We start from the raw sequence: 24500 nt of genomic DNA on the forward strand, positions 1-24500 counted from the left end.
CTAGCCCTGGCGCGTGCCCAGGCCCACGCATCGTTCGAACGGAGCACGCTGTCTATGGGTGGAATGGCCGCAAGGTATCGGATGGCGGATAGCCGCCATAACAAGGACTCGCGTGGCGCTCACGCGAGCGTGTGACGTATGTCATGGGTCTATTGGGGAATCGTGGCAGGTTTGGTCGCGATGGTGGTGGACTTGCTCATCTGTATCGGTCTGGCCTCTCCCAGAACCAAGGCGTCGCATGAGGCCGGGAGCGGCGGGGCTGATCAACCGAGCCGGGCCGTCAAGCCGACCATGGCGGTCCATGGTCGCGCTGCGTAGGACGTGTACGACAAGACGGAAGGGGCGCACAGTCGAGACAAGAGAGGTGACCTATGGTCGAGCTCATCGGTCTCGGAACAATGGGGATGCTGATATGGCTGATCGCCTGGTCGATGGCGGGAGAGAGCGAGTCGGAGAAAAGGCGGATCTCGATGGATCACGAGAACCGTCAAGCCGGAACGGGGACGATACGGGCCAAGTACGCAGCCTGAGCCGGAAAGTCCCGCCGGCCACGCAGCGCGCTCTGATTCGAACCGCGGCGGTGGTGCGTCCTGTCGGCGATCCGGCGTGACCGTCTCACCGAGCGCCGCACAATCGGCTCGCGGACACCGCGCAGCTGAGGAGAACCACTGTGCGCGACGGCCGTCTACTTCGCGATGGAGGAGCACGACTCGTGCGTCTTCATCGCCGCGTCGTATAGGGGGACGGAAAGAGGAAGGAGACGTAGGAAATGTTGTGGTCCCAGAACCACCAACTCTCAAACACGATCACGAGCAGCGTCGGGACGATGAGCAGGAACAAACCGGCCATGTCCAGGATGGTGAGAGGGGAGTGCACCAGCGGACAGGCGCCTTCGGCGCCCTCCTTCACCGCCCGAAGCAGCAACGCCGCATTGATCGCATTGCTCTTGAAGTGAAAGGAGTAGATATCGCCGATGATCGGCACTGCTCCGAAGACCCCGTTCTTGAAATAATTCCATCCCATTCGCGCCACGACAGGCCACGGTACGTTGAGTTGGCGGGCGATTACGAAGAGCGAGGCGCCCAGCAAGGCGACCAGGGCGTCGCCGATGACGGGCAGGAGTCCCACCAGCGGGTCCACTCCCATGCTCATCCGTGAGCCGGGAAGGCGGACGAAATTATCGAGCACGCGCGCGATGGCTTCGGCGGATCGCTCCTTGGAGCGGACGAGCGCCATCGTCGGATTCTACGCCGGTCGAACGGCAAACGCAGCCACTCCTGGGGTCGGTGCGGGCCCGTTCGCCGCCTCCCCGTGACGCTCTGTAACGGTTCGATCCGTTCGGCGGCGCAGCACCGCCGAACGGATCGCAGGGTTGGTCTCTAGCTCTTCTGTCCGACAAACAACAGATAGTCGGTCAGCTCTTCCATGGCGAGGCAGGGGAGGTCGCAGGAGATGCGATAAAACTCTTCCCCGCGCTCGCCCACGGTGAATTCGACGGCAGAGCTCTTCGGCCCGTCCGCCGTGATGCGCTGGGCGGTCACCTCCGTCTGCGCGGAATGCACCGTGAACTGATGGGCGTTGCCGTTGCGGTCCGCATAGTCGAAGACCAGCCGGACGCGGACGCCTTTGGGGATCGTGATCTTCTTCTCTTCCATCTTTACGTCGCTGGTGACCAAACCGTCTTTCGTGACCTTGAAGCGGATCGTGTGCTTCTCTTGGGCGTGGGCGGGAAGCGGACGATTACGACGCGATCAAGCAGCATCTTCCGCGCCCGCAAATCGGGTAGGCTTTGCGATGCACCGCCGCTTCGCCGGCCAACTCCCTCTTCCCCTCGCACTGAGCTCGTTTGGGGTTTGCCCGATATTCCCCGAAGGGCGTATCGCGTACACTGCCGTATAAAGGATTCGCCGGATGTTGAGACGGTATGCGTTGTTCGCCGGGTTCTTCGCCGCCGCGCCGCTTGCGGCGTCATGCTGGCCTTACCGCGTCGGACCGGCGGTGGAGGTCATCGAACCGGATGACAGGGAAACTGCCGAGAAGAATCTCGCCGCGGTGCGCGCGATCGCGCGGGAATGGAGCAGCCTGCCTCTGACCGGTCCGCCGGCGGAGGGCGCCGCGCCACCGCAGTCTTTGACGGCGGTGGAGAAAGCTCCGCTCCTCCGTGTACCCCCCGGCACGCCGCCGTCCGAAGCGGCGGCCTCGCCGCAGACCCGCAGTTCCACGGCCCTGCCTTGGGTTCCGCCGCAGATCCCGCGACCGAGTCCTCCCGACCGCCCCGTCCCGGCTTATACCGTGCCCGCGCCAACCGGCCCGCAGGACGCCGGATCGACTCGCTGTGTACCGGACGGGTTGGGAGGACAGCGCTGTTTGCGACCGTGAAGCCGCCGGACCTCTTCACTTGAACGTCGTACGGGCCGGATGGCGCTTCCCGAGTGTCTCTCCCGGTTCGTGCAGTATATCGAGAGGATCACGCTTCGGTTCGACGGCTGCTTCGGTGCTCCTTCGGCTGAGGTCCTTGTCCAGATTCTTCAGGACCTCCTCCGGGGTTCTCGGACCGATGCTGTCGAGGAACTTCATGGAGTCCGATGGGAAGCCGGCCGCCTCCGGAAACCGAAGCGGCGGGGCGCTGATGGGTCGATCGGGCGTTCGGACGTCGCCGGAGGTTCCGCCCATCCGGTCGAGCTGGGCCTGCGCGGGAACCGCGGCCATGGCGGTGCCGAGTATCGAGAAAGCCAACAGCCGTCGCATGGGAGTCGTCTTCACGGTGGTCAGCGGAGCTAGGGTACGTCGCAACTGAATCCCAACGCCAGCCGGATCGTGTCGTGAATCCTCATGACTTGATCCTTGGAGACGAAGGCGACTGCGCCCGCCGTCCGCATCGCGTTGTACGTGGGCGCGGCATACTCGCCGGTGATCCCGATGACCGCCGTATGAGGACAGGTTTTTCTGATGCGGTGCGTCGCTTCGATGCCGTCGATATGCGGGAGGGCGATGTCCATGAGGATGACGTCCGGCTGATGGACGGCGGCTAAGACCACCGCTTCTCGTCCGTCGCCGGCCTGCCCCACCACCTGCATGTCCGGATAGCTTTCTAAAATATCGCGCCATAACTGGCGCGTCCATTCGTCGTCGTCGACGAGGAGGATGCGACAAGGGGGCTGGGTGGAGGAGGACGGGTGGGGCTCTCTCGCGGGAGCCGGCCTCTGTTCTACGGGACGATCACTGGCCGCACAGGCGATCATCGATGGCCTCGCTTTGCTCCGGTCTCCGATTTCGGCACACTCTTTCCGCTGTCTCTTTATAAGATGAACACCCTTCCGCTCAGCCTAGGGAGAACCCGAAAGGAAAGGCGGAGGGACATGGAATCGCGCCGGCATGGTATCCGGGATTCGTCGGGAACTCGCCGCGCCGCCGGCGCCGTTCTAGGGAACTGAGCAGTTTCTGATCGCGCCCAGATCGGTCATGGTGGCTGGTCTTGAACCTGAACGGAGGAGGACACCCTATGGCGACAGAAGTCGGCATCCAGGATCCGGTGCAGGCGAAGCGGTATTTCGAAGCCAAGATGGCCTTTACCACCGGCCCGGTCGAGCTGGAACGGATGATGAAAAACAACGAGGTGAACATCGTCGATGTCCGGGCGGCGGAAGACTATGCCGAGGGCCACATCCCCGGCGCGATCAATCTGCCGAAGGAGCAGTGGCGGACGCTGAACGGGCTGCGCAAGGACAAGACGAACGTTCTCTACTGTTACTCGATCGTCTGCCACCTCGCCGCGACGGCCGCGGTGGAGTTCGTCGGCAAAGGCTATCCGGTCATGGAACTGGACGGCGGTTGGCGCTGGTGGAAAGACGACGGGTTCGCCGTCGAAAAGTAATCACTCGCGGAGGGCCCGGACAGAGCCGCAGCGGCTCTGTCCGAGGCGCTGACAGCGCGACGCTTAACCCGGTGGGAGCATCAGATACGTTCCGATGGCCAGAAGCGGGGCGCCGACATACAAGGCCTTCTTGCCGAACGTATCGTACAGCCCGTAACACAAGACGACCCACATGAGCGTGTAATACATCGATGCGATGCCGCGGTAGCTGCCGCCGGCGCCCTCCGCCCACGCAAGCGAAGGAACCCAGACGGCAAATCCTGCCAACAGACTGAGCACCAGCCTCATACATTCCTCCTTGGTGACGATGGACTCCTGTTCGCTGGCACAGGGAGGAAGGAAAAAACAAACGCCCTCACGGCGTGATCCTGCCGTGAGGGCGTCGTGGTGTACCGGACCGGCTCAGTCTCGTAGGATCACCCAGGACTACCCCGGTTCCATAGGTGCCTCTCGGAAAGCAGCTAACGCCAGATCATGCGCCTCCGGCGGCGCGCTGTCAACTGCCGTGCGACGGGTTGCGAGGAGTCAGGGAACGGGCATCCTCCAGTTGATATTGCCCGCGCGCGAGCACGGGATAAAACGAGAAGAGGGGCGTGTTCGCCGGCACGACGGCGGCCGTCACGTCGGGCAGCAATTGGAGATGCATATTGATGAAGTTGAAGCTCAGGCCACGTTGCCACGGCTGCGCGCCGGCCCCGGCATAGGCGGGCGTTTTTTCGGTGGCATAGGTCCTGGTCAGCAGGCCGGCGCCGCCCTGCAGCCCGTACTCGTGCAGGTCCGGCGCGCCTTGGATCAGCAGGGAGACCGAAGCGGCGTCGAACCAGACTTTGATGTTGCAACTGACCTGGACGTACGGGCCCAGCGTGTTCGTTCCTTCCAGGTAGGCGCGCGGCAACCCGATGTCGAAGGGCAGCTCCGGCGACATGGCGCGCTCGACGGCGCCCACGTTCTGCTCTTTCAGCGGCGAGACGGAGACGAACAGCAGATGCTCGTCCGTCATGTCGAGATCCAGCACCTGGTCGTCGTAATAGCTCACCAGCCGGCCCATTTCGTACCGCAGCGGAAACGAATAGCCGGTCTTGGCGTACCAGATGCGGAGCCCGGCATCGAGCGGATCGTCCGGCGTCCGGCTGATCTTCAGATCGAAGGGCAACATGACGTGCCAGGCGCCGGTGCGGGCCTGGACGAACGGGGCGCAGGCTCCGGGAAATTCCTTCTGCACGGCGGGATTGTTCGGCTCGAACGTACGTGTGCGGCCGGCAAAGTGTTGGGCGATTTTCGCTTCCTTCGAGAGCCGGTATTTCTGTTGGTAATACTCGGCAGCCCGCTGCTGCGCGATCGAGAAGAAGTAGTCCGGCATGTCGGTTTCGACGATGATCCGCTGCCGGGCGGCGGCGTCTCCGGCTTTCGGCCGGTCCGGCTTCAAGGCGGCATTGTAGAAATCGAGCTCCGTCGTGAGGCGCTGGATCTCCTGTTGGATCTGGCGCGCGACGGCCGGATCGTAAAAGACCGTTTTGGGGAAGATCTCGAGCGCTTTGTGCAGGCAGTCGAGCTTGTGACCGTAGCGTTTGGGCTCGTCGGCGAAGGCGTCGGTGATCGCCATCAAGAGGTTGAACTGTTCTTCAGGCGTCAGGCCCGCCGTGGGATAACTGTGGTCTTTGATGAAGGCGAAGGCCATCGGGCCGAAGGATTCGGCCTTGCGGATGCAGAGCGTGAGCAGGAAGTTATAGTGCGCCCGCGCTTCCTCCGGGGTCATGGTATCGCTCCGATCGCCGGATTGTAGCCAGCGGGACCTCGGCCGGGCAAGCGGGAGCCTTGTCGAGCCCGCCGCCCGCAAACGCGCTTTCGCGCCATGGAGCCGTTCCCTTATGATGGAGCATGAGAGGCGATCGAGCCATGAAGGACATCCTGCGCGTTCACACCGGCCGGGTGAAAGAGGTCGTCGACCTGACCGATCGAATCGAATCGCTGATCAGTCGGGCGCAGATCGCGGACGGCCTCTGCACCGTCTTCGTCACCCATACGACGGCCGCGGTCACGACGGGCGAGATCGGAGAGGGGACCGAGCAGGATTTCCTCGAAGTCGCTGAACAGATCATCCCGCGCATCCGGTTCCGGCACCTCCACGATCCCTCCCACGCCTGGTCCCACATGGCGGCGTCGCTCCTCGGTCCTTCGCTGACGATCCCCGTCTCCGGCGGAAAGCTGATTCTTGGCACATGGCAGTCGATCATGCTGGTCGAGTTCGACGGCCCGCGCGAACGGGAGGTCCATGTCGCGGTGATCCCTGCGTAACGGGCTCGCGCCGGTGGCTCCGGCCGTTTCACGGCGCCAGGAGGTTTTCCCAGTGTCTCCGGCCGTCCGAATCTGGAACGCTCTTCTCAGGCTCGCGCCGTGGGGGCGTGAGCCGCTTCACCGGAACGAAGCCTATGACCCCTGCCGCGAACCCGCTGCCCGCCGGCTATCACACCGTGACGCCGCATCTCATCACCGCCGATGCGTCCCGCGTGATCGAGTTTCTGCAACAGGTATTCGGCGCGATCGAACACTATCGCTTGTCGGGCCCCCAGGGGCGGATCCTCCATGCGGAAGTGCGGATCGGGGATTCGCTCATCATGGTGGCCGAGGCGACGGACGAACAGCCTCCGCTGCCGGGCTCCTACGCCCTCTATGTGGACAACGTTGACGATGCGTACCGGCGCGCGCTGGCAGCGGGCGCGCGCTCGCTGCGGGAGCCGGTGGACCAGTTCTACGGAGACCGGAGCGGCGGCGTCGAAGACCCGGCCGGCAATCGTTGGTGGATCGCCACCCACATCGAAGACGTGCCGCCGGACGAAATCAAGCTCCGCGCGGAGCGCTGGCTGAAGGCGCGGACCCGCGTCGGGGCGTAAGCAGGAGAACGAGAAGGGAACGCATGCGCATTCTGGTCGCGGTGGATGACTCCGAAAACGCCCGGCGCGCGGTGCAGTATATCGGCTCCGGTTCTTTCACCCCTGACGCGGCGCGCCGGAACCCGGCAGCTCGGTGAGGAGCGATTGCACCGTCTCACCCGCCAGCGCCCGGGCGACGGCGTCGTCCCGGCGGCGGAGCAACGCCTCGAGAGGGTGGTGGAGATCGATGGGGAGGGACGCGTCCGTCCGATGACCGTCCCGAACGGTATCCAACACCTCTTTGACGGAGATCAAGTCGGGTGGTTTGATCAGCGCCAAGCCTTCGGGCTCCTTCAGGACGCCGACCAAGCCGCTGTCCACGAGTCGGTCGACCTGTTCATCCACCAGCGAGGCGGGGAGCTTCAGCGTGATCGCAAGATCGGAAGGGCGCAGGGGCGGCGCGCCCTCCCGGTATCGACGCGCGAGCGCCTGCAGAACCGTCAGCGCCAGCCGCTCACGAAAGGCCGGGGTGCCCTGCTGCCATAACAGCCGGGACAGATAGGCGGTCGGATGCTGGTGGAAAAACGAAAACTGTGCGCCGATCAGCACGATCAGCCACCCGGCGTAGAGCCAAAGCAAGAACAGGATCAGCACGGCAAAACTGGAGTAGATCGCGCTGTACTTCGCGGAGGCGGCGACGAATTTCGCGAACGCCTCTCCCGCAAGGCCCCAGAGGACGGCGGCCGACACTCCGCCGACGAGGGCCGAGCCCGTAAACACCGTCGTATTGGGAATGAACTTGTAGAAAAAGGTGAAGACGCCGCAGAGCAGAAGAAACGGCGTCAGCTCGGCGATCCAGAGGAGGAGCGTGCCGAACGGTTCCGTCTCCATGAGGCGCTGCACCACCGTATGGCTTTGCAGCGATGCCAGGAGTCCGAGCGCCGTGAAGACGAGGACCGGCCCCACCAGGACCGCGCTCAGGTAGTCCGTAAACTTCCGCCCCCAGGGACGTCCGTGCCGCACCATCCAAATGGCGTTCAAGGCCTGCTCGATCTTATCCACCAGCGAGTAGGTCGTATAAAAGAGACCGGCGACGCCGACGACTCCCAACACGCCGATCTTCAGGTTGTCGACGAAGCCCACGATGCGGTGCGTGATCTCCACGCTCTTCGCCCCGAGCGGTTCCAGCGCCTGAGCCAGAAACGGCTCGATCAGATGATGGACGTCGAAGGCCTTCAACGCCGAAAACATGACGGCGAGAAACGGGACCAGGGAGAGCAGCGTCGTAAACACAAGGCCCGCGGCGCGGGCGTCGAGCAGCCGGTGGCGGAATTCGAGGCCGACGGCGATCGCCAGCCGCAGGGCGTGAACGCCGAGCCGCCTGGGGAAAGGCAGGGTCGCGAGATCCAGCGTCCACATGTCGTGCTTGAGAAACCGGGCGATGCGGGCGCTGGTCGGCATGCTTCACGCTCCTCGGGGGCTCACTGTACCTGGAATCGGGCTCCTTGTGAACCGGCGCATCAATTCTTCGCGCTCGCGCGGCTCCCGGCCCCCGCGTCAGGCCGTCCCGCGATCCGGTTGACATCGGCGCTCCGCGAATCGTAGCCTCGCTCGTCCGCATCTGTCTGTATCCATATCCGAAAGGAATCAGCGCCTCCATGAAGCATGATCACATGCCGTCCTCCGCCGTGCCGGCCGCGACCGGGTTTTCGCCGGGCTTCGCGGCATTGGGTCTCGAAGCGTCGCTGCTCGCCTCGCTGGAGGCGTTGGGCTACGAAGAACCGACGCCGATTCAGCGCGAGGCGATCCCTCCGCTCCTCGCCGGCCGCGATCTCCTCGGACAGGCGGCCACCGGCACCGGCAAGACGGCGGCCTTCACGTTGCCCCTGCTGCAGCGCATCGCGCACGGGACCCCGGCGCGCCCGGCGGCGCTGATTCTGGTGCCGACGCGCGAATTGGCGATCCAAGTCGCTCAGGCGGTGCAACGGTACGGGAAGGAATTGCGGCTCGGCGTGCTGGCCGTCTACGGCGGGCAGGCCATCGGCCCGCAGCTGCATGCCTTGAAGCGCGGCGTCGAGGTCGTGGTGGCCACGCCCGGCCGCGCGCTGGATCATATCCGGCGCGGGACATTGAAACTCGAGCACGTCGGAATCGTCGTGCTGGACGAAGCGGATGAGATGCTCGACATGGGATTCGCCGAGGATCTGGACGCGATTCTCGACCGGACGCCCGCGGCCAAGCAAACGGCCTTGTTCTCCGCCACGATGCCGCCGCGCATCCGCTCGATCGCCCACCGGCATCTCCGCGATCCGGTCGAGATCACCATCGCGAAAGAACCGGTCAAGGCCGGCACGGCGCCGCGCGTGCAGCAAACCGCCTATGTTGTCGCGCGATCCTATCGGGAAGCGGCGCTGGCCCGCGTGCTCGACATGGCGGGCCCCAAGTCGGCGCTCATCTTTTGCCGCACCAGAGTGGAAGTCGACGACGTGACGTCCATGCTGAACGGCCGCGGCCATCGGGCCGAGGCGATTCACGGCGGCATGAACCAGGCGCAGCGCGACCGGGTCATGCAGGCGTTCAAGAGCGGCCGCACCGAGCTGCTGGTCGCCACCGACGTGGCGGCGCGCGGCCTCGACATTCCCAGCGTGTCGCACGTCGTCAACTACGACCTGCCGTCCTCCGCCGAAATCTATGTCCATCGCATCGGCCGCACGGGCCGGGCGGGCCGCGAAGGCGCGGCGATCACGATTCTCGACCCGCGCGAGCAGCGCCTCTTGCGGAGCATCGAGCAGCACACGAAGGCCCGCGTCACGGTCCTGCCGATTCCGAGCGTGGCCGACCTCCACGCCAGGCGGCTGGAACGGACGCAGGCCGCGGTGGAAGACGTCTTGAAAGACGGAGATCTGAAGGGCTTCGCGGACGTGGCGGAGCGGCTTGCCGCCGCCTATCCGCCGGCCGATGTGGCGGCGGCCGCGTTGAAGCTGCTGGTCCGGGCACAGGGCGGAGAGCGGCCCGAGCAGGAAATTCCTGCGATGCCTGTCCGGCCGCCGGAATTCGGGCGGCCGGCGCGGGAGGCCGGCCGGCACCGGGACGCGCCAGCCGACGCGCGGCGGCGGCCGGCGGGATGGACGGCTCAGCGCCGGCGGGAGGCCGGCATGGCGCGCGTCTACATCGGCGCGGGGCGGGCGGCGGGTATTCGGCCGGCCGATCTCGTCGGCGCGATCGCGAACGAGGCCAAGGTGAGCTCCAACATCATCGGCGCCATCGAGATCGAAGACCGCTTCTCCGTGGTCGATGTGCCGGAACCCATGGCGCCGGCGATCATCGAGGTGCTCGGCCGCGCCCGCATCAAAGGCCGGAAAGTTCCGGTGCGCTTGTTTCGAGACTGACGAGACCGATCGGAGCGTTCGTGGGCAGGATTCCAGGCCGCGGCGATGGGACGGGCGGGAGCGGGTGCACGAGGCGGCAACTCCTGAAGGGGATGGGAGGGGCTTCGCTCCTCGCGTTCGGCGGTTCGTGGCAGTCGAGTCCGGCTAGGGAGTCCGTGCCGGAGGATGCCGGCGGCGCCGTTCCTCTGCGGATCCTGGGGCGGACCGGGGTGCGCGTCTCGGCCTTGGCCTTCGGGGGCGCCCACTGGGCCTATAACGCCGGTCCGAAGCCGGCGGCCATCCGCCTGTTGCACGAGGCGCTCGAAGCCGGCATCACCTTCATGGACACGGCCTGGGAATATGCGGACGGCCGGTCGGAAACCATGATGGGCGAGGCGCTGCAGGGCCGCCGGGCGCAGGTGTTTCTCATGAGCAAAGTCTGCACGCACGGGCGGGGCAAACAGGTCGCCATGCGGCAATTGGAAGAATCGCTGCGCCGTCTCAAGACGGACTATCTCGATCTCTGGCAGATCCACGAAGTGAGCTATGAAGGCGAGGCCGCCCGGCACACGGCTCCGGGCGGAACCGTCGAGGCGCTCCTGGAGGCCAAACGCCAGGGCAAAACCCGCTTCATCGGCTTTACCGGGCACAAGGACCCGGCCCGGCATCTCGACATGCTGGCGCACGAGATTCCGTTCGACACCTGCCAGCTGCCGCTGAACGTGTTCGACGCCACGTACCGCAGCTTCGAGCGGGAGGTGCTGCCGGTCCTCGTGAAGCGCGGGATCGCGCCGCTCGCGATGAAGAGCTTCTGTGGCAACGCGGAGCCGATTGTGCAGGGGATCGTCACGCCGGAAGAGGCGCTGCGGTACGTGTTGAGCCTGCCGGTCGCCTCCGTCGTGAGCGGCATCGACTCGCGCGAAGTCCTCAGGCAAAATCTCGATATCGTCCGCCGGTTCACGCCGATGGGCGAGACGGAGATGCAGGCCTTGCGCGCGAGGGTCGCGCCGCACGCCGCGGACGGGCGCTACGAGATTTTCAAGACGACCAGGGACTACGACAGTTCCATCGGACAATCCCTCCACATCCGCTGATGACGCACTCCGATTGACAGCGCCCTCAGGGCTATGGGCGGTTCCGATCGGTTGACGATCCCCGCGTGCAGGACGTAGCCTAATCATAGGGGGCTGAAAGGATTCCGCATGAAGGAACGGAGCGTTGAGCCGCATCTCTTTATCATCCTCGGCGCGACCGGCGATCTCACGCGCCGGAAGCTGCTGCCCGCCCTCTTCCATTTGCGCACATACGGCGAGCTGGAGAAACACAACACGCTGATCGTCGGCGCCTCCCTGCCGGAGCTGAGCGAAGAAGCGTTTCGCCTCTGGGCCTACGAGGGCTTGAGAAACTCCGGCGCGAGGAATTCGGGCGAGCTGAGACAGTGGTGTGAGGACCACCTGCACTACCAGACGATGCGGGAGGGCGACCCTTCTGACTATGACGCACTGGCCCGCTTCATCCGGCGGCTGGAGATCGCCCGCAATCTTCCGGAGAACCGGGTCTTCTATCTCGCGCTGCCTCCGTCCACCGTGCCCGACACGGTGGAGCAGCTCGATGCGGCGGGATTGCTGAAGAGCCACGGCTGGGTGCGCGTGGTCTTCGAAAAACCGTTCGGCCACGACTTCCCCTCCGCCCGGGCCTTGAACACGCTGCTGCACCGCTACCTCGACGAATCGCAGATCTACCGCATCGACCACTATCTCGGCAAAGAGACGGTGCAAAATCTGTTGGCGTTCCGGTTCGCCAATCCGATCTTCGAGTCGCTCTGGAACCGCGACACGGTGGACAACGTGCAGATCACGGTGGCGGAGGATCTCGGCGTCGAGCACCGCGGCGCCTACTATCACGAGGCCGGCGCCTTGCGCGACATGGTGCAGAATCACCTCACGCAGCTCATGACCGTGGTCGCGATGGAGGTGCCGGTGTCGTTCGAAGCCGGCGCCGTGCAGAGCGAGAAGCTGAAAGTGCTGCACTCGGTGATGCCGATCGATCCCCGCGACGTCGTGTTCGGCCAATACACCGCCTGGCATCTCGACGGCCAGACGATCCCCGGCTATCTCGAAGAGCCGGGCGTGCCGAAAGACTCGCGGACGGAGACCTTCGTAGCGCTCAAGGCCGAAATTCACAATTGGCGCTGGCGCGGCGTGCCGTTTTATCTCCGCACGGGCAAGCGGCTGCCGCGGAAAATCACCCAGGTGGCGGTGACGTTCCGCGAAGCCCCGGCCCAGGTGTTCCGTTCCGTAGAGCCCGGCCAGATCGGCCAGAACAAACTGCTCATTACGCTGCAACCCAGCGAAGGATTTTCCCTCTGCTTTTCGGTCAAGACCCCCGGCCGCCCGTTCAGCTTCACCGATCGGGCGCTGAGCTTCGATTACGCCACGGCCTTCGGCGGCGAGTTGCCCGAAGCCTATGAGACCCTGCTGCGCGACATCATGATCGGCGATCAGACGCTGTTCGTGACCGCCGACTTCACCGAAACGGCCTGGCGCCTCTATGACCCGCTGCTGGCCCGCGAGCGCGTCGTATATCCCTACACGGCGGGCTCGTGGGGGCCGCGCGAAGCCGACGGGATCGTGGAACGCAACGGCCATCGCTGGCAGCTCGGCTGGTAGGACCTGTCCGCCGGGCCGGCTGCCGCCGGCAGGACGACCCGCCGTGCCGGCTTCCCACCGTGCTACCATGGGAACATGGCCGTCGAACCCAGCGCCTTGGTCACGACCAACATTCCGCAGCGGCTGGACCGCTTGCCCTGGTCGCGCTGGCATTGGCTGGTCGTCACGGCGCTCGGCATCACGTGGCTGCTCGACGGGCTGGAGGTCTCGATCGTCGCGGCGCTCGGGCCGGTGCTGACGCACCGGACCACGCTCGGCCTCACCGAGTCGGAAATCGGCCTCACGGCGTCGGCCTATCTGACCGGCACCGTGCTCGGCGCGCTCGTGTTTTCCTACCTCACCGACCGCCAGGGTCGGAAAAAATGGTTCATGCTCACCCTCGCGCTGTATCTGGCGGCGACGGTGCTCAGCGCGTTCGCGTGGAATCTCTGGAGCCTGATGGTGTTCCGGTTTTTCACCGGGGCGGGGATCGGGGGAGAATATGCGGCCATCAATTCGGCGATCGACGAGTTGATTCCCGCCCGCCGGCGCGGCCATACCGATCTGGCGATCAACGGCAGTTGGTGGCTGGGCTCGGCGGGCGGCGCGCTGCTCACGCTCGTTTTGCTCAATCCCGATTGGGTGCCGGAATGGCTCGGCTGGCGACTGTGCTTCGTGTTCGGCGCCACGCTCGGCCTCGCCATCGCGCTGGTGCGGCGCGTGCTTCCGGAGAGCCCCCGCTGGCTCATGACCCACAACCGGGTGCAGGAAGCGGAGGCCGTCGTCGCGCGGATCGAGCGGCAGGTGGCCGCCCACACCGGCGTCGATCCTTTGCCGGTTCCCGAAGGCTCGATCCGGCTCAGGCCGGCGGCGGGCGTCACGATCGCCACCGTGGCCCGCGAATTGTTCCGCTCGTATCGCCGCCGCACGGTCCTCGGCATCGCGCTGATGGTCACGCAATCGTTCATGTACAACGCGGTGTCCTTCACGTTTCCGTTCGTCCTCACCAAACACTACGACGTGCCGACGAGCACCATCGGGCTCTACATTCTGCCGTTCGCCCTCGGCAACTTTCTGGGACCGCTCCTGCTCGGCCGCTGGTTCGACACCGTGGGCCGGAAGCCGATGATCAGCCTGACGTACGGAGTTGCGGGCTTGCTTCTGGCCGTCACCGGCTATTCGTTCGCGCAAGGCTGGTTCAGCCTGTCGACCCACCTGCTGGCGTGGTCGTCGATCTTCTTTTTCGCCTCCGCCGGCGCGAGCGCCGCCTATTTGACGGTGAGCGAAGTCTTCCCCATCGAAATCCGCGCCATGGCCATCGCGTTTTTTTTCATCGTGGCGCAAGGGGCGGGCATCGCCGCCCCCTGGCTGTACGGCCGTATGATCGAAACCTCGATCGCCAGCATCGCCTACGGCTACCTGGTGGGCGCGGGCCTCATGCTCATCGGCGCCGTGGTGGAACTGGCTCTGGGCGTCAAGGCCGAGCGGCGATCGCTCGAGCATATCGCCGCGCCGCTGTCCGCGCACCCGGACTCCCACGAGCGCTCCTCCTGACGGCCGCTGCCGCCGGTCCGGTCGGCGCGCGCCCAGGGGTCTCCCCAGTTCGTGTCCGGTTCCCGGCGTGTTACCGCATACGATGTCGCTCGTTGTCTCCGTGCGAAAGGAGCCGTTATGCCGCCGGTCGAGCAGGTCGTGAGAGTTGATGGACAACCGGCGCCGCTGTCGGCCGCCCATGTGAAGATCGTCTACGACGGCACGATGGCGACGCCGCAACTCGACCATCCCGAAGGGTTGGCGTTCGATCACGCGGGCCGGCTCTATTGCGGCGGGGAGCGCGGACAGATCTTCCGCCTGTCGCTGGAGGACCGGATGCTGGAACAGGTCGGTGACACGGGCGGCTTTTGTCTCGGGATGGCCTTCGATGCGGCGGGCGATCTCTTCATCTGCGATTCCCGGCACGCGGCGGTGTTTCGCTTCCGTCCGGACACCGGCAAACTGGAGCGGTTCGCCGAAGAGGCGGCGGGACGGCGCCTCCGCATCCCGAACTTTCCGGCATTCGACGCGCAGGGCAACCTGTATGTCTCGGACAGCTATGAGTTCAAGGAGCCGGGCCCCGGCATCTACCGCTTCACGCCGGACGGCCGCGGCGAACTGTGGTGCCCCGAGCCGCTCAATTTCGCCAACGGTCTCGCCGTCGCGCCCGACGGGTCGGCGTTGTACGTCGTGGAGAGTTTCGCGCGGTCCGTCAGCCGCGTGCCTATTTTGGCCCACGGGGAGGCGGGAGCCAAAGAACATGTGGCCGTGGTCGGCACGGTGCCGGACGGGCTCGCGTTCGACGCCGAGGGACGGCTCTATGTGTCCTGCTACGAACCGAGCGCGGTCTACCGGCTCACGCCGGACGGAACGGTGGAAACCCTGTTCCACGATCCCGAAGCGATCCTCTTGTGCCACCCCACCAATTGCGCGTTCCGAGGAACCGCCTTGTACACGGTGAACCTCGGCAAATGCCACATCACCGAGCTGGCAATCGGCGTCGGCGGAGCCCCTCTGCCGCCGGTGCCCGCTTAGCGAAGATTCAAGGCGGGCAGGATCACCCGCACAAACTGGTTGGCGATTTCTCGGTGGCCGGCATTGTTCGGATGGAAGCCGTCCGGGCCGAAGACGAGGTCGTCCCGAACGGGGCCGGCGAACAGATCGACCAGGGCGGCGCCCACCGCCTTGGCTTCTGCGGCGATGATCCGATTGAAGGTCGCCACCCGCTCCGCCGTGACGGAAGGATTGGAGCCGTTGCGGAAACGGGGCAGCCGGGTCAGATCGGGAAGATTGGCGATCACGATGGTGCGTGCAATGTCGTCGTCCACCATGCCGAGCAGCGCCCGCAAGTCTTCTTGAAATCTTTGCGCATCGTCTCCGTTCACCAGATCGTTGGCGCCGGTCCAGACGGTGACCAGGTCCGCTTTCGCGCCGGCTTGTCTGGCGAGGCGAACTTGCTCCTTGATCAAATCGATGCGCGCGCCCGGCACCCCCAGATTCATGAGAAAGACCCCCGGCATCCGGCGGTCCAGGTCGCGCTTGATGAGATAGACGTACCCCTCGGTCAGCGGCACGGCCCCCACTCCGGTCGCATCGCTGGCGCCGAGCGCCAGGTAGACGAATTCGATCGGCCGGTCCCGAGGCCCCGCACAAGCGCTCAGACTGACGGCGGAGAGCAACAGCGCCGCAACCCATCTCACGACTGTTTCCGCAGCGTGCATGGTCCCTCCGCATGTAGTACTCTCCCGATCCTACGCCGCTGCGCCCGCCGCCATGCCTGGGAATTCCCCCGGCCGCCGCATACTCCCGACCGCGACCCCCGCTTCCGAGGGATCTTGACGAAGCACGGACGCCGTGCTATCGATTAGGAGTCCTGAATGACAAACCGGCTGCGGATAAACGAAAGGAGCGGGCATGGAGACGGTGAAGGTCTTCGATACATGGGTCGAGGTGCCGGGGCGGACGCTGCATTTCGACGTGATGACGGGCGATGAAACGACCGCCTTGAAGCTCGCCAACGAGCACGTCGCGGCCTTGGGGCATCGCGCCGTGACCGTGACGGCGCAGGAGTGCCGGTTCTGCCATGCGGAGCCGTTGGTGATGTTCAGCGAGCAGCAGCAGGCCGAGTTCCGGCGTTCGGGAGGATTCATCGTCTCGTTGCCGGCATAACGACCGGAGGTCGTCGGGGATCTCCGAGAGAGGACCGCGATCATGAGCACATCCTTGCCGATGCACGGAGACAAGTCGGTGGCCGATCACATCACGATCGGCCTGTCGAAGGTGGCCGCCGCCTTGCGGAGCCAGGCGTGGGAAGGCGGCACGGCCCGGCGCTTGACGCCGACGCAGGGTCAGATCCTGGCGCTGCTGGCGGAGCGGGCGGGCGAGCCCGTGCGGCTGAATCAGGTGGCGGCCGAGCTCTGCATGACGGCCGCGACCGCGAGCGACGCCGTCGCCACGTTGGAACAAAAACGGCTGGTCACCAAAAGCCGTTCGTCGGACGACCATCGGGCGCTGACGATCGCACTGACCGGCGCGGGCCGGCGCGAGGCGCAGCGGACGATGGGATGGACCGACGTGGTGCGGGCCGGAGTCGCGGGGATGACGCCCGACGAGCAGGCGGTCTTTTTGCGGGGCCTCACCAAAATCATTCGGTCGCTGCAGGAGCAGGGCGTCATTTCCATCGCCCGTCAATGCGCCGGCTGCACCTATTTCCAACCTTACGTTCACGCCGACGCCGCGAAACCTCACCACTGCGGGTTCGTGAACAAACCGATGGGCGAGGGGCAGTTGCGGCTCGATTGTCCGGATTTCATCCCGGGATCCGAGGCCGAGCAGGCCGATCGATGGCGGCAATTTCTGGATGGCAGCAAGGGGCGGTGACGCCCGTTTTTTAATCACTCGTAAGGAGGGACACGATGAAGCGGTTGAGCATGATGAGTGTGGCGGTCATGAGTGTCGTGTTGACGGCGGGAGCGGCGACCGCAGCCGCCGGCGCGAAGGGCAAGTCGTTGTACGACCGACTGGGCGGCAAAGGCGCGATCACCGCGGTGGTCGACACTTTCGTCGGCAATGTCGGCGGCGACAAGCGGATCAACGGGTACTTCGCGACCACGGACATTCCGAAGCTGAAGATGCATCTGGTGAACCAGATTTGCGAAGCGGCCGGCGGCCCGTGCACATACACCGGCCGCACGATGAAGCAGACCCATGCCGGCATGGGTGTGGACGAGGCGGCCTTCAACGCGCTGGTGGAAGATTTGGTGAAAGCCTTGGACCATCACAAGGTCGGCAAGGCCGAAAAGGATGAGCTCCTGGGCATCCTCGGCCCGATGAAGAGCGACATCGTCGAGAAGAAGTAATCCTCACCAACCAGCCGGCGCGGAAGCTCTCCGGAGGTTCCGCGCCGTCCTGTTCATGGCGATCGGCCCGGCACGGTCGCCACTGTCCCGAGAGAGCCCTCAAAAATCACATCAGAAAAAGATGGGTTGACTCATCCGGCGAAGCGACGTACGGTGCCGCTACCGTGGACCGGATGGCGGGCAGGACAAGCCTGTGGGTGCTCCTGTTGGGCTGCGTGCTGTGGGCGGGGCGCACCGCCGGGGCCGCGGATCCTCTGCCGGGGCACGAGCCGAGCCTTGAGCCGGAGTTCCAACGACTGCGCGAGACGTTGCGAGGGCTGCCGGAATTCAGGGGCGCCGATGCGCAGTCCAGTTTCCGCCTCGCCGAGGAATTGGCCCATCGCGGCGATGTCCATGGCGCCGTGGCAGCCTATCGCGACGCGATCGCCCTGAATCCGAAATGGGCCGAACCATACCGCGGTCTTGGGCAGGTGTTCCTGGACCACCACGACTATGCGCCGGCGGCTGACGCGCTCCAGACAGCCATCAGACTCGGCACAGGCGACCCGCAGACCTTCCATTGGCTGGCCCGCGCCTTCATGGGGAAACAGGACCTGCCGGCCGCCGCCGCCGCTTTAGAACGGGCGACCGGACTGAAGGCGGACGACGCCGACGCGTTCGCCGATCTGGGCCTGGTTCGGATGGCGCAAGGCAAGCTGTCCGATGCGGAGCAGGCCTTGTCCCGGGCCATCATGCTGAAGCCCGATTACGCCGATGCGCATCGGCTGCGCGATGTTCTGATGAAGCACCGCCGGGACCCGGAGCAGGCGAAGCAGGCGGCGCTGGCCCTGCTGGCCGCGCTCTTTACGAGACCGTGAGGTCAGGGACTCCACTCGGGCCGGACATCGTCGGACGACAGCACGACGGCCTGCACGAAGAGTTGGTGGCCGTCCGGCTGTTCCCACGTCTTGAGCCACATGAGATGCCGTGTTCGGACTTCGATCCATCCCAAAGACACCCAACCAGGCTCTTTCGGCAAAGCGCCCTTCACGCAGGTTTTGGCGCAGAGATTGATCCACGGATGGCCGGGATCGCCCGCCCCGAAGACCCAGACGGCATAGCGTCCTTCCGGGAGATGCGAAGTGGCCCGGAGCGGCGAGACGCCCGGCAGGGGCTGGCGGAACATCACGACGCGCTCGGCCTGTTCGCGCGGCACGCCGCACTTCTCACGCGTGGCGTAGACCCAGAGGGTGTATTCCCCGGAGTTCGCCGTGCAGCCTTCAAACGCGACGTCGGAACCGCCCCGCCAATCGGCGGCGCGGAACACCTCGGAGCGCGACTCAACCGCCCGTTCGTCGATCGGCTCCTGCGCGCCGGCACCTCCTTGATACGTGAGACAGAGCAGGAAGGCGGCCTGCGGCAACCACCGGCGCGATAGGAAAGATGTCGCCATCGTGAGCCTGAGTCTTCTAGCGAAGTCTCAGGTTCCCGTCAATCGGAACATCGCGCAGGGAGAAGACACGACGAGAAGCGGGACGGGCTGCGACCGGTTGGGAAGTCTGTTCAGCGGCCGGAGTCCTTGGACGCCGACTGTTCCGATGAGTCGCGATAGAATTGCTCCAGCCGTTCGCTGATCCGGCCCTGTGCGATCGGCTCGTCCATCTGTCCGCGCCGCAAGCGCTCTTCCAGGAACTCGCGGGATAAGGGCGGTTGGCTCGGTTGGTCGGAGGGCCGCGGGGCGGCGGCCGGTTTCCGGCTCTTCGGCTTGGCCTGCGGAGGGTGGTCCAGCGCGCTCCCGCGGGAGCCGGCCGAACCGGTCGCGGCCGCGAGCGACGGCGGGTCGAATCCGACGCTGAGGGCGACGCCGACGAGGGCGGCGGCCATAGCCGCAGATTTCACCACGCTGGTTTCCTCACACGTTCGTGAGAACGGTCCATCTTACGGGATGCGGGCGACCGGGTGGCCTAGCGAAATCCCGGATCCTCCATTGACAAGGTCGCACCGCTCCCCGTAGCCTTCCCTTATTTTTCCAAGCGTGAGGAGGCTCATGGCGACACGTCGGCTCAATCCGTCACAGATCATGCAATTGGGGATGGGCTTCTGGGGATCCAAAACCCTCTTGAGCGCCATCGAGCTGGGTCTGTTCACCGAGCTGGCGAAGGGCCCGCTCGATGCGGAGCAGTTGCGGGCCCGCCTGGGGCTGCATCCGCGGAGCGCGCGGGATTTCTTCGACGCGCTGGTCGCGCTCGGCATGTTGAAGCGAACGGGCGCACGCTACGCCAACACGCCCGAGACCGCCCGCTTTCTCGACCGCACCAAACCGACGTACGTCGGCGGCATGCTGGAAATGGCGAACGCCCGGCTCTACCGGTTTTGGGGCTCGCTTACCGAGGGGCTGAAAACCGGCAGGCCCCAAAACGAAGCCAAGACCGGCGAAGACTTCTTCGGCGCGCTCTACGCCGACCCCCGGCGGCTCGAAGGCTTTCTCAAAGCGATGACGGGTCTCAGCCTCGCGTCCGCGCAGGCGATCGCGAAGAAGTTTCCGTGGAAGCGCTACCGGACCTTCACGGATGTCGGCTGTGCGCAGGGCGGGGTGGCCGGCGAGATCGCCGCCGCCCATCGCCATCTCACGGGATACGGGATGGATTTGCCGGTGGTGCAGCCGGTGTTCGAGGCCTATGCCATATCCAAGAAACTCGCCGGGCGGCTGCGATTCCATCCGGGCGATTTTTTCAAAGAGCCGCTGCCGCAGACCGACGTGCTGATCATGGGCCACATCCTGCACGATTGGAATCTCGAAGAGAAGACGATGCTGCTGCGCAAGGCCTATGACGCGCTGCCGCCCGGCGGCGCGTTGATCGTCCATGAATCGCTGATCGACGACGCGCGCAAGTCGAACGCGTTCGGGCTGCTCATGAGCCTCAACATGCTGATCGAAACCCACGGCGGGTTCGACTTCACCGGCGCGGACTGCCGCACATGGATGAAAGACGCCGGGTTCCGCCGCACGAGCGTCGAACGGCTGGCCGGCCCGGACGGGATGGTGATCGGCTTCAAGTGATCCCGCCCGCCGTCCGGGAAAGGAGGCCCGATGAGCGAAGAGACGCCGGGGCGCGTGGACGAACCGGGTCCGACGGCCGATGTGCCGTCCTGGGATCGGCGCCGGTTCCTGGCCGGGAGCGCCTCGCTCATGGCGGCGGCGCTGATCGGTGCGGCCGACACTTCCGAGATCGAGCGGACCCCCGATCCCATGCGCGCGCCGGGAGCGGGGGCCAGGCCCTACGGCGAGCGGTCCCCGTTTGACACCGCGGCGCGATCCGGCGGCGGCTCCCTTTCGCTCACGCCGCTTCAGGACCTGCACGGGATCATCACGCCCTCCTCGCTGCACTTCGAGCGGCATCATAACGGCGTGCCGGCGATCGATCCGTCCCGCCATCGCCTGCTCATTCACGGTCTGGTCGATCGGCCGTTGGTCTTTACGGTCGAGGAGCTCATGCGGTTCCCGCCGGTCTCGCGCCTGGCTTTCATTGAATGCTCCGGCAACACTGCCCAAGCCTGGGGGGAGGAGCGGAACGCCACAGTGCAGGAGACGCACGGCCTGACGAGCACCAGCGAATGGACCGGCGTCAAGCTCTCCCTGCTGCTTGACGCCGTCGGCATGCAGCGCGGCGCAACCTGGATGCTGGCCGAGGGGAGCGACGCCGCCGCGCTGGCCCGCAGCGTGCCGCTCACCGACGAGATCCTGCGCGACGCGCTGGTGTGCTACGGCCAGAACGGCGAGGCGCTGCGGCCCGAACAGGGGTATCCGCTGCGGTTGCTCCTGCCCGGCTGCGAAGGCAACATCAACGTCAAATGGCTGCGCCGGCTCAAGGTGGGAGCGGCGCCATTCATGACGCGTTGGGAGACGGCTAAGTACACCGACCTCATGCCGGACGGCACCGCCTACCAGTTCAGTTTGGTCATGGAAGCCAAGTCGGTGATCACCAGACCATCCGGAGGGCAGCGGATTCACCGGGGCGTTCAGCTCATTCAAGGGCTGGCGTGGAGCGGGCGTGGGGCGATCACCCAGGTCGAGGTCAGTGTGGACGGAGGGCGCACGTGGCGTACGGCGGCGCTGCAGGAGCCGATCCTTCCGAAGTGCCACACCCGCTTTCATTGGCCGTGGCGCTGGGACGGCCGCGAGGCGATCCTTGAAAGCCGCTGCGTCGATGAGACGGGCTATCGACAACCGACTCGGCGCGCGCTGCTCGCCGTACGAGGCAGCGAGTCCCGCTACCATTTCAACGGCATTCAGGGCTGGAAGATAGAACGGGACGGCACGGTGCGGAACATCCATGCCTAAATCGCTGATTGCGAGAGCGGCCATGGTGCTGATCGTGGTCGCGCCATCGTCCGCGTTACAGGCCCACATGGACGGCGCCGGCCTTGGCCGGCCCGCGACGGAGGCCGAGATCCGAGCGTGGAATATCGACGTGAGTCCCGACGGAGCCGGCTTGCCGCCGGGACAGGGCGGCGTACAGCAGGGCCGGCAGGTCTATGCGGCGAAGTGCGCCCGGTGCCACGGGCCGACCGGCACGGAAGGGCCGTACGATGTCCTGGTCGGCGGGCAGGGGAGTCTCCGCACGTCCAAGCCGGTGAAGACCATCGGCAGTTACTGGCCCTATGCCACGACGCTGTACGATTATCTCCGTCGCGCCATGCCGCTCGACGCGCCGCAGTCGCTCGCGCCCGACGAAATTTATGCCCTGGTTGCGTGGCTGCTCCATCGGAACGGCATCGTTCCCGAGGAGGCCGTGATGAACGAACGGACCCTGCCCGCCGTGCCGATGCCGAACCGGCAAGGGTTCGTCCCAGACCCGCGCCCGGACATCGCTCCTCCATAATAGGGCACTTCCACACGATCGAGCCGACGACAGAACCATTCACCGACAGGAGGCCATGATGAAACGCAAAGGGTCCGCAGTCTGGCAGGGCGACTTGAAGACCGGCAAAGGGACCGTCTCAACCGACAGCGGCGTACTCTCGCAGACGCAGTACTCGTTCAGCACCCGCTTCGAAAACGGCGCCGGGACCAACCCGGAAGAATTGATCGCCGCCGCCCATGCCGGCTGCTTCACGATGGCGTTGTCCGGCCAGTTGGGGAACGCCGGATTGGTGCCGGACAAATTGGAGACGACCGCGACGGTGACGTTCGACAAGGTCGACGCCGGGTGGACGGTGACGAACATCCATCTGGACGTGACCGGCAAAGTCCCGAAAGCCGACCAGGCCGCCTGGGACAAGGCCACGCAGGGAGCCAAGACCGGCTGTCCGATCTCGCGGCTGCTCAACACGAACATCACCATGGACGCCAAGTTGGAGCGCTAGTGACTGCGCCGCCCCGGTCCGCTCCCGAGCCGTTGGCCTTTCTCTTCGATCTGGACGGCACGCTCGTGGACAGCGTCTATCAGCATGTGCTGGCCTGGCGCGAGGCCACGCAGGCCGCCGGCATCGAGCTGCCGGTCTGGCGCATTCACCGGCAGATCGGCATGAGCGGCGGGTTGATGCTGCATGCGTTGCTGCGCGAAACCGGCCGGCCGGTGTCGCCGGAGGAGGCGGAGCAGATCCAGCGGGTGCACCGGGAGGCCTATGCAAAGCAGGCTCCGTCGCTGCGCGTCCTGCCGGGCACGCATGAGCTGCTCGACACCTTGGCCGCCCACCGCGTACCGCATGCGGTCGCCACCAGCGGCCGGATGGAGAACGCCAGGCACGCGCTCAAGCTCCTGGGGCTCCGCGACGACGTGCCGGTCGTCACCCGGGACGACGTACGCTTCGCGAAGCCCGATCCCGATCTGTTTCTCGCGGCCGGGGAGCGGCTCAAGGTGCCGATGAACCGCTGCGTCATCGTCGGCGACAGCGTCTGGGATCTGCTCGCCGCGCGCCGGGCCTTCGCCTTGTCCGTCGGTCTGCTCTCCGGCGGCTACGGACAAGACGAGTTGGAGCGGGCCGGCGCCTATCGCGTGTACCAGGATCCGGCGGATTTGCTGCGCCATCTCGATGAAGTCGGGGTGCGGTTGGGATAGCGAATGACAGAGAGACCGGGTCCTGTCGCCCCATCCGCCTATTCGTCCTCGGTCATGGGAAATATGCAGCGGCTACGCGACAAGGTCGCCATCGTGACGGGCAGCAGCAGCGGCATCGGCAAGGCGATCGCGCTGCGCTTCGGCGCGGAGGGAGCGAAGGTCGTCGCGACCGCGAGGCGCTTGACGCTCTGCGAAGAGACGGTGCGGCAGATCCGGCAGCGGGGCGGAGAAGCCTGGGCGGTGCAGACCGATGTGGCCGATGAGCGGCAGGTCGATCGGCTGATCGCGGAGACGGTGAACCGATACGGCCGGCTCGACGTGCTCGTGAACAATGCGGGCGTCGGAGGAGGTGGACGGCTGGCCGAGACGACGACGGAGGCCTTCGATGACGTGATCAACGTGAACTTGCGGGGCACCTTCTTCTGCTGCCGAGCCGGGTTTCAGCAGATGAAACGCCAGGGCGGCGGCGTGATCATCAACATGTCGAGCGTCGCAGGGGTGCAGGCCTGGGCCGGCACCGGAACGTACAGCGCATCCAAGCACGGCATCATGGCCCTCACCAAATCGCTCGCCGACGAAGGCCGGCCGTATCACATTAAAGTGAGCGCGATCTGTCCCGGCGCGGTCGCGGACGAGCTGGTCGACGCCTCTCCGGCGGAGATCGCGCGCAGTGAAAAGATCGATCCGTTCGATGTCGCCGAAACCGCCGTCTATCTGACGACCCTCGGGAAGTACGCCGTGGTGCACCAGATCGTCATCGACCGTTTGGGGGCCGACTGGTAACACGTTGCCGCACAGCAGACCGCG

At 65.6% G+C, this 24500-nt stretch carries 31 protein-coding genes; 21 read left to right on the plus strand and 10 right to left on the minus strand.

Annotation, left to right across the window (positions count from 1 at the left end):
• The first annotated feature begins 138 nt into the window (after positions 1-138).
• A complete protein-coding gene (locus tag NITMOv2_RS09075) occupies positions 139-318 on the plus strand; it encodes a hypothetical protein (protein WP_053379561.1) in 180 nt (59 codons plus the stop codon).
• Between the two features lie 94 nt (positions 319-412).
• Positions 413-610, plus strand: a complete 198-nt coding sequence (locus NITMOv2_RS23430) for a hypothetical protein (RefSeq protein ID WP_145976250.1) — start codon at positions 413-415, stop codon at positions 608-610.
• Positions 611-720: 110 nt separating this feature from the next.
• Here NITMOv2_RS23430 and NITMOv2_RS09080 read toward each other — a convergent pair whose 3' ends face one another.
• The gene (locus tag NITMOv2_RS09080; protein ID WP_053379562.1) at positions 721-1236 is read right to left on the minus strand and encodes a DUF4112 domain-containing protein; all 516 of its coding nucleotides are present in this window, start codon (positions 1234-1236) and stop codon (positions 721-723) included.
• Between the two features lie 143 nt (positions 1237-1379).
• The gene (locus NITMOv2_RS09085; protein WP_053379563.1) at positions 1380-1655 is read right to left on the minus strand and encodes a hypothetical protein; all 276 of its coding nucleotides are present in this window, start codon (positions 1653-1655) and stop codon (positions 1380-1382) included.
• A gap of 256 nt (positions 1656-1911) precedes the next feature.
• Here NITMOv2_RS09085 and NITMOv2_RS09090 point away from each other — a divergent pair, with 256 nt between their 5' ends.
• Positions 1912-2379 carry a hypothetical protein gene (locus tag NITMOv2_RS09090; RefSeq protein ID WP_053379564.1) on the plus strand — a complete coding sequence of 156 codons (468 nt, stop codon included), beginning with the start codon at positions 1912-1914 and terminating at the stop codon, positions 2377-2379.
• Between the two features lie 15 nt (positions 2380-2394).
• Here NITMOv2_RS09090 and NITMOv2_RS09095 read toward each other — a convergent pair whose 3' ends face one another.
• Positions 2395-2748, minus strand: coding sequence for a hypothetical protein (locus NITMOv2_RS09095; RefSeq protein WP_053379565.1), 354 nt, complete (start codon positions 2746-2748; stop codon positions 2395-2397).
• Between the two features lie 29 nt (positions 2749-2777).
• The gene (locus NITMOv2_RS22695) at positions 2778-3242 is read right to left on the minus strand and encodes a response regulator (RefSeq protein ID WP_083447887.1); all 465 of its coding nucleotides are present in this window, start codon (positions 3240-3242) and stop codon (positions 2778-2780) included.
• Between the two features lie 260 nt (positions 3243-3502).
• Between NITMOv2_RS22695 and NITMOv2_RS09105 the strand changes: the two genes are divergently transcribed.
• Positions 3503-3874 (plus strand): rhodanese-like domain-containing protein, encoded by a 372-nt coding sequence (locus NITMOv2_RS09105; RefSeq protein ID WP_053379567.1) that lies wholly within the window; start codon positions 3503-3505, stop codon positions 3872-3874.
• Positions 3875-3937: 63 nt separating this feature from the next.
• On the opposite strand, the gene NITMOv2_RS09110 is transcribed toward NITMOv2_RS09105, so the two are convergent.
• Positions 3938-4162, minus strand: a complete 225-nt coding sequence (locus tag NITMOv2_RS09110) for a hypothetical protein (RefSeq protein WP_053379568.1) — start codon at positions 4160-4162, stop codon at positions 3938-3940.
• Between the two features lie 208 nt (positions 4163-4370).
• The gene (locus NITMOv2_RS09115; RefSeq protein WP_053379569.1) at positions 4371-5630 is read right to left on the minus strand and encodes a hypothetical protein; all 1260 of its coding nucleotides are present in this window, start codon (positions 5628-5630) and stop codon (positions 4371-4373) included.
• A 122-nt stretch (positions 5631-5752) separates the two neighbouring features.
• Here NITMOv2_RS09115 and NITMOv2_RS09120 point away from each other — a divergent pair, with 122 nt between their 5' ends.
• Positions 5753-6169 (plus strand): secondary thiamine-phosphate synthase enzyme YjbQ, encoded by a 417-nt coding sequence (locus tag NITMOv2_RS09120; protein WP_083447888.1) that lies wholly within the window; start codon positions 5753-5755, stop codon positions 6167-6169.
• A gap of 134 nt (positions 6170-6303) precedes the next feature.
• A complete protein-coding gene (locus NITMOv2_RS09125) occupies positions 6304-6765 on the plus strand; it encodes a VOC family protein (protein WP_053379571.1) in 462 nt (153 codons plus the stop codon).
• Positions 6766-6861: 96 nt separating this feature from the next.
• Here the strand turns inward: NITMOv2_RS09125 and NITMOv2_RS09130 are convergent, their stop codons facing one another.
• A complete protein-coding gene (locus NITMOv2_RS09130) occupies positions 6862-8205 on the minus strand; it encodes a YhjD/YihY/BrkB family envelope integrity protein (RefSeq protein WP_053379572.1) in 1344 nt (447 codons plus the stop codon).
• A 197-nt stretch (positions 8206-8402) separates the two neighbouring features.
• Here NITMOv2_RS09130 and NITMOv2_RS09135 point away from each other — a divergent pair, with 197 nt between their 5' ends.
• The 5 genes from NITMOv2_RS09135 (at position 8403) to NITMOv2_RS09155 (ending at position 15328) form a co-directional block, all read left to right on the plus strand.
• Complete coding sequence (locus NITMOv2_RS09135; RefSeq protein WP_053379573.1) at positions 8403-10133, plus strand: DEAD/DEAH box helicase; 1731 nt, start codon at positions 8403-8405, stop codon at positions 10131-10133.
• Between the two features lie 20 nt (positions 10134-10153).
• Positions 10154-11206 carry an aldo/keto reductase gene (locus NITMOv2_RS09140; RefSeq protein WP_238590496.1) on the plus strand — a complete coding sequence of 351 codons (1053 nt, stop codon included), beginning with the start codon at positions 10154-10156 and terminating at the stop codon, positions 11204-11206.
• A gap of 108 nt (positions 11207-11314) precedes the next feature.
• Positions 11315-12781, plus strand: a complete 1467-nt coding sequence (gene zwf / locus NITMOv2_RS09145; protein ID WP_053379575.1) for a glucose-6-phosphate dehydrogenase — start codon at positions 11315-11317, stop codon at positions 12779-12781.
• Positions 12782-12856: 75 nt separating this feature from the next.
• Positions 12857-14314 carry an MFS transporter gene (locus tag NITMOv2_RS09150; RefSeq protein ID WP_053379576.1) on the plus strand — a complete coding sequence of 486 codons (1458 nt, stop codon included), beginning with the start codon at positions 12857-12859 and terminating at the stop codon, positions 14312-14314.
• 117 nt (positions 14315-14431) lie between these two features.
• Positions 14432-15328: an SMP-30/gluconolactonase/LRE family protein gene (locus tag NITMOv2_RS09155; protein ID WP_053379577.1), complete on the plus strand. Its 897-nt coding sequence runs from the start codon at positions 14432-14434 to the stop codon at positions 15326-15328.
• On the opposite strand, the gene NITMOv2_RS09160 is transcribed toward NITMOv2_RS09155, so the two are convergent.
• Positions 15325-16014, minus strand: a complete 690-nt coding sequence (locus tag NITMOv2_RS09160; RefSeq protein ID WP_053379578.1) for an SGNH/GDSL hydrolase family protein — start codon at positions 16012-16014, stop codon at positions 15325-15327. The genes NITMOv2_RS09155 and NITMOv2_RS09160 overlap by 4 nt on opposite strands.
• Positions 16015-16207: 193 nt before the next feature.
• On the opposite strand from NITMOv2_RS09160, the gene NITMOv2_RS09165 reads away from it, so the two are divergent.
• From NITMOv2_RS09165 to NITMOv2_RS09180, 4 genes are all read left to right on the plus strand, one after another.
• The gene (locus NITMOv2_RS09165) at positions 16208-16462 is read left to right on the plus strand and encodes a DUF2024 family protein (RefSeq protein ID WP_053379579.1); all 255 of its coding nucleotides are present in this window, start codon (positions 16208-16210) and stop codon (positions 16460-16462) included.
• 42 nt (positions 16463-16504) lie between these two features.
• Positions 16505-17173: a MarR family winged helix-turn-helix transcriptional regulator gene (locus tag NITMOv2_RS09170; protein WP_083447889.1), complete on the plus strand. Its 669-nt coding sequence runs from the start codon at positions 16505-16507 to the stop codon at positions 17171-17173.
• A gap of 35 nt (positions 17174-17208) precedes the next feature.
• Positions 17209-17652, plus strand: coding sequence for a group I truncated hemoglobin (locus NITMOv2_RS09175; protein ID WP_053379580.1), 444 nt, complete (start codon positions 17209-17211; stop codon positions 17650-17652).
• Between the two features lie 173 nt (positions 17653-17825).
• Positions 17826-18509, plus strand: a complete 684-nt coding sequence (locus tag NITMOv2_RS09180) for a tetratricopeptide repeat protein (protein WP_083447890.1) — start codon at positions 17826-17828, stop codon at positions 18507-18509.
• A 2-nt stretch (positions 18510-18511) separates the two neighbouring features.
• Here the strand turns inward: NITMOv2_RS09180 and NITMOv2_RS09185 are convergent, their stop codons facing one another.
• Complete coding sequence (locus tag NITMOv2_RS09185) at positions 18512-19084, minus strand: hypothetical protein (RefSeq protein ID WP_053379582.1); 573 nt, start codon at positions 19082-19084, stop codon at positions 18512-18514.
• Positions 19085-19194: 110 nt separating this feature from the next.
• A complete protein-coding gene (locus NITMOv2_RS09190; RefSeq protein WP_145976251.1) occupies positions 19195-19533 on the minus strand; it encodes a hypothetical protein in 339 nt (112 codons plus the stop codon).
• Positions 19534-19678: 145 nt separating this feature from the next.
• Here NITMOv2_RS09190 and NITMOv2_RS09195 point away from each other — a divergent pair, with 145 nt between their 5' ends.
• From NITMOv2_RS09195 to NITMOv2_RS09220, 6 genes are read left to right on the plus strand one after another with little or no spacing between them, the layout of a single operon-like run.
• Positions 19679-20692: a methyltransferase gene (locus NITMOv2_RS09195; protein WP_053379584.1), complete on the plus strand. Its 1014-nt coding sequence runs from the start codon at positions 19679-19681 to the stop codon at positions 20690-20692.
• Between the two features lie 30 nt (positions 20693-20722).
• On the plus strand, positions 20723-21973 hold the full coding sequence (soxC, locus tag NITMOv2_RS09200) for a sulfite dehydrogenase (RefSeq protein WP_083447891.1): 1251 nt from the start codon (positions 20723-20725) through the stop codon (positions 21971-21973).
• Positions 21966-22514 carry a c-type cytochrome gene (locus tag NITMOv2_RS09205; RefSeq protein ID WP_053379585.1) on the plus strand — a complete coding sequence of 183 codons (549 nt, stop codon included), beginning with the start codon at positions 21966-21968 and terminating at the stop codon, positions 22512-22514. The genes soxC and NITMOv2_RS09205 overlap by 8 nt, the downstream gene beginning before the upstream one ends.
• Before the next feature lie 58 nt (positions 22515-22572).
• On the plus strand, positions 22573-22998 hold the full coding sequence (locus tag NITMOv2_RS09210; protein ID WP_053382040.1) for an OsmC family protein: 426 nt from the start codon (positions 22573-22575) through the stop codon (positions 22996-22998).
• Complete coding sequence (locus NITMOv2_RS09215) at positions 22998-23693, plus strand: HAD family hydrolase (protein WP_053379586.1); 696 nt, start codon at positions 22998-23000, stop codon at positions 23691-23693. Before NITMOv2_RS09210 ends, NITMOv2_RS09215 begins: the two co-directional genes overlap by 1 nt.
• Positions 23694-23696: 3 nt before the next feature.
• The gene (locus NITMOv2_RS09220) at positions 23697-24476 is read left to right on the plus strand and encodes an SDR family NAD(P)-dependent oxidoreductase (RefSeq protein WP_202967342.1); all 780 of its coding nucleotides are present in this window, start codon (positions 23697-23699) and stop codon (positions 24474-24476) included.
• Positions 24477-24500: the final 24 nt, after the last annotated feature.

Source organism: Nitrospira moscoviensis (assembly GCF_001273775.1).
Lineage (GTDB): Bacteria > Nitrospirota > Nitrospiria > Nitrospirales > Nitrospiraceae > Nitrospira_D > Nitrospira_D moscoviensis.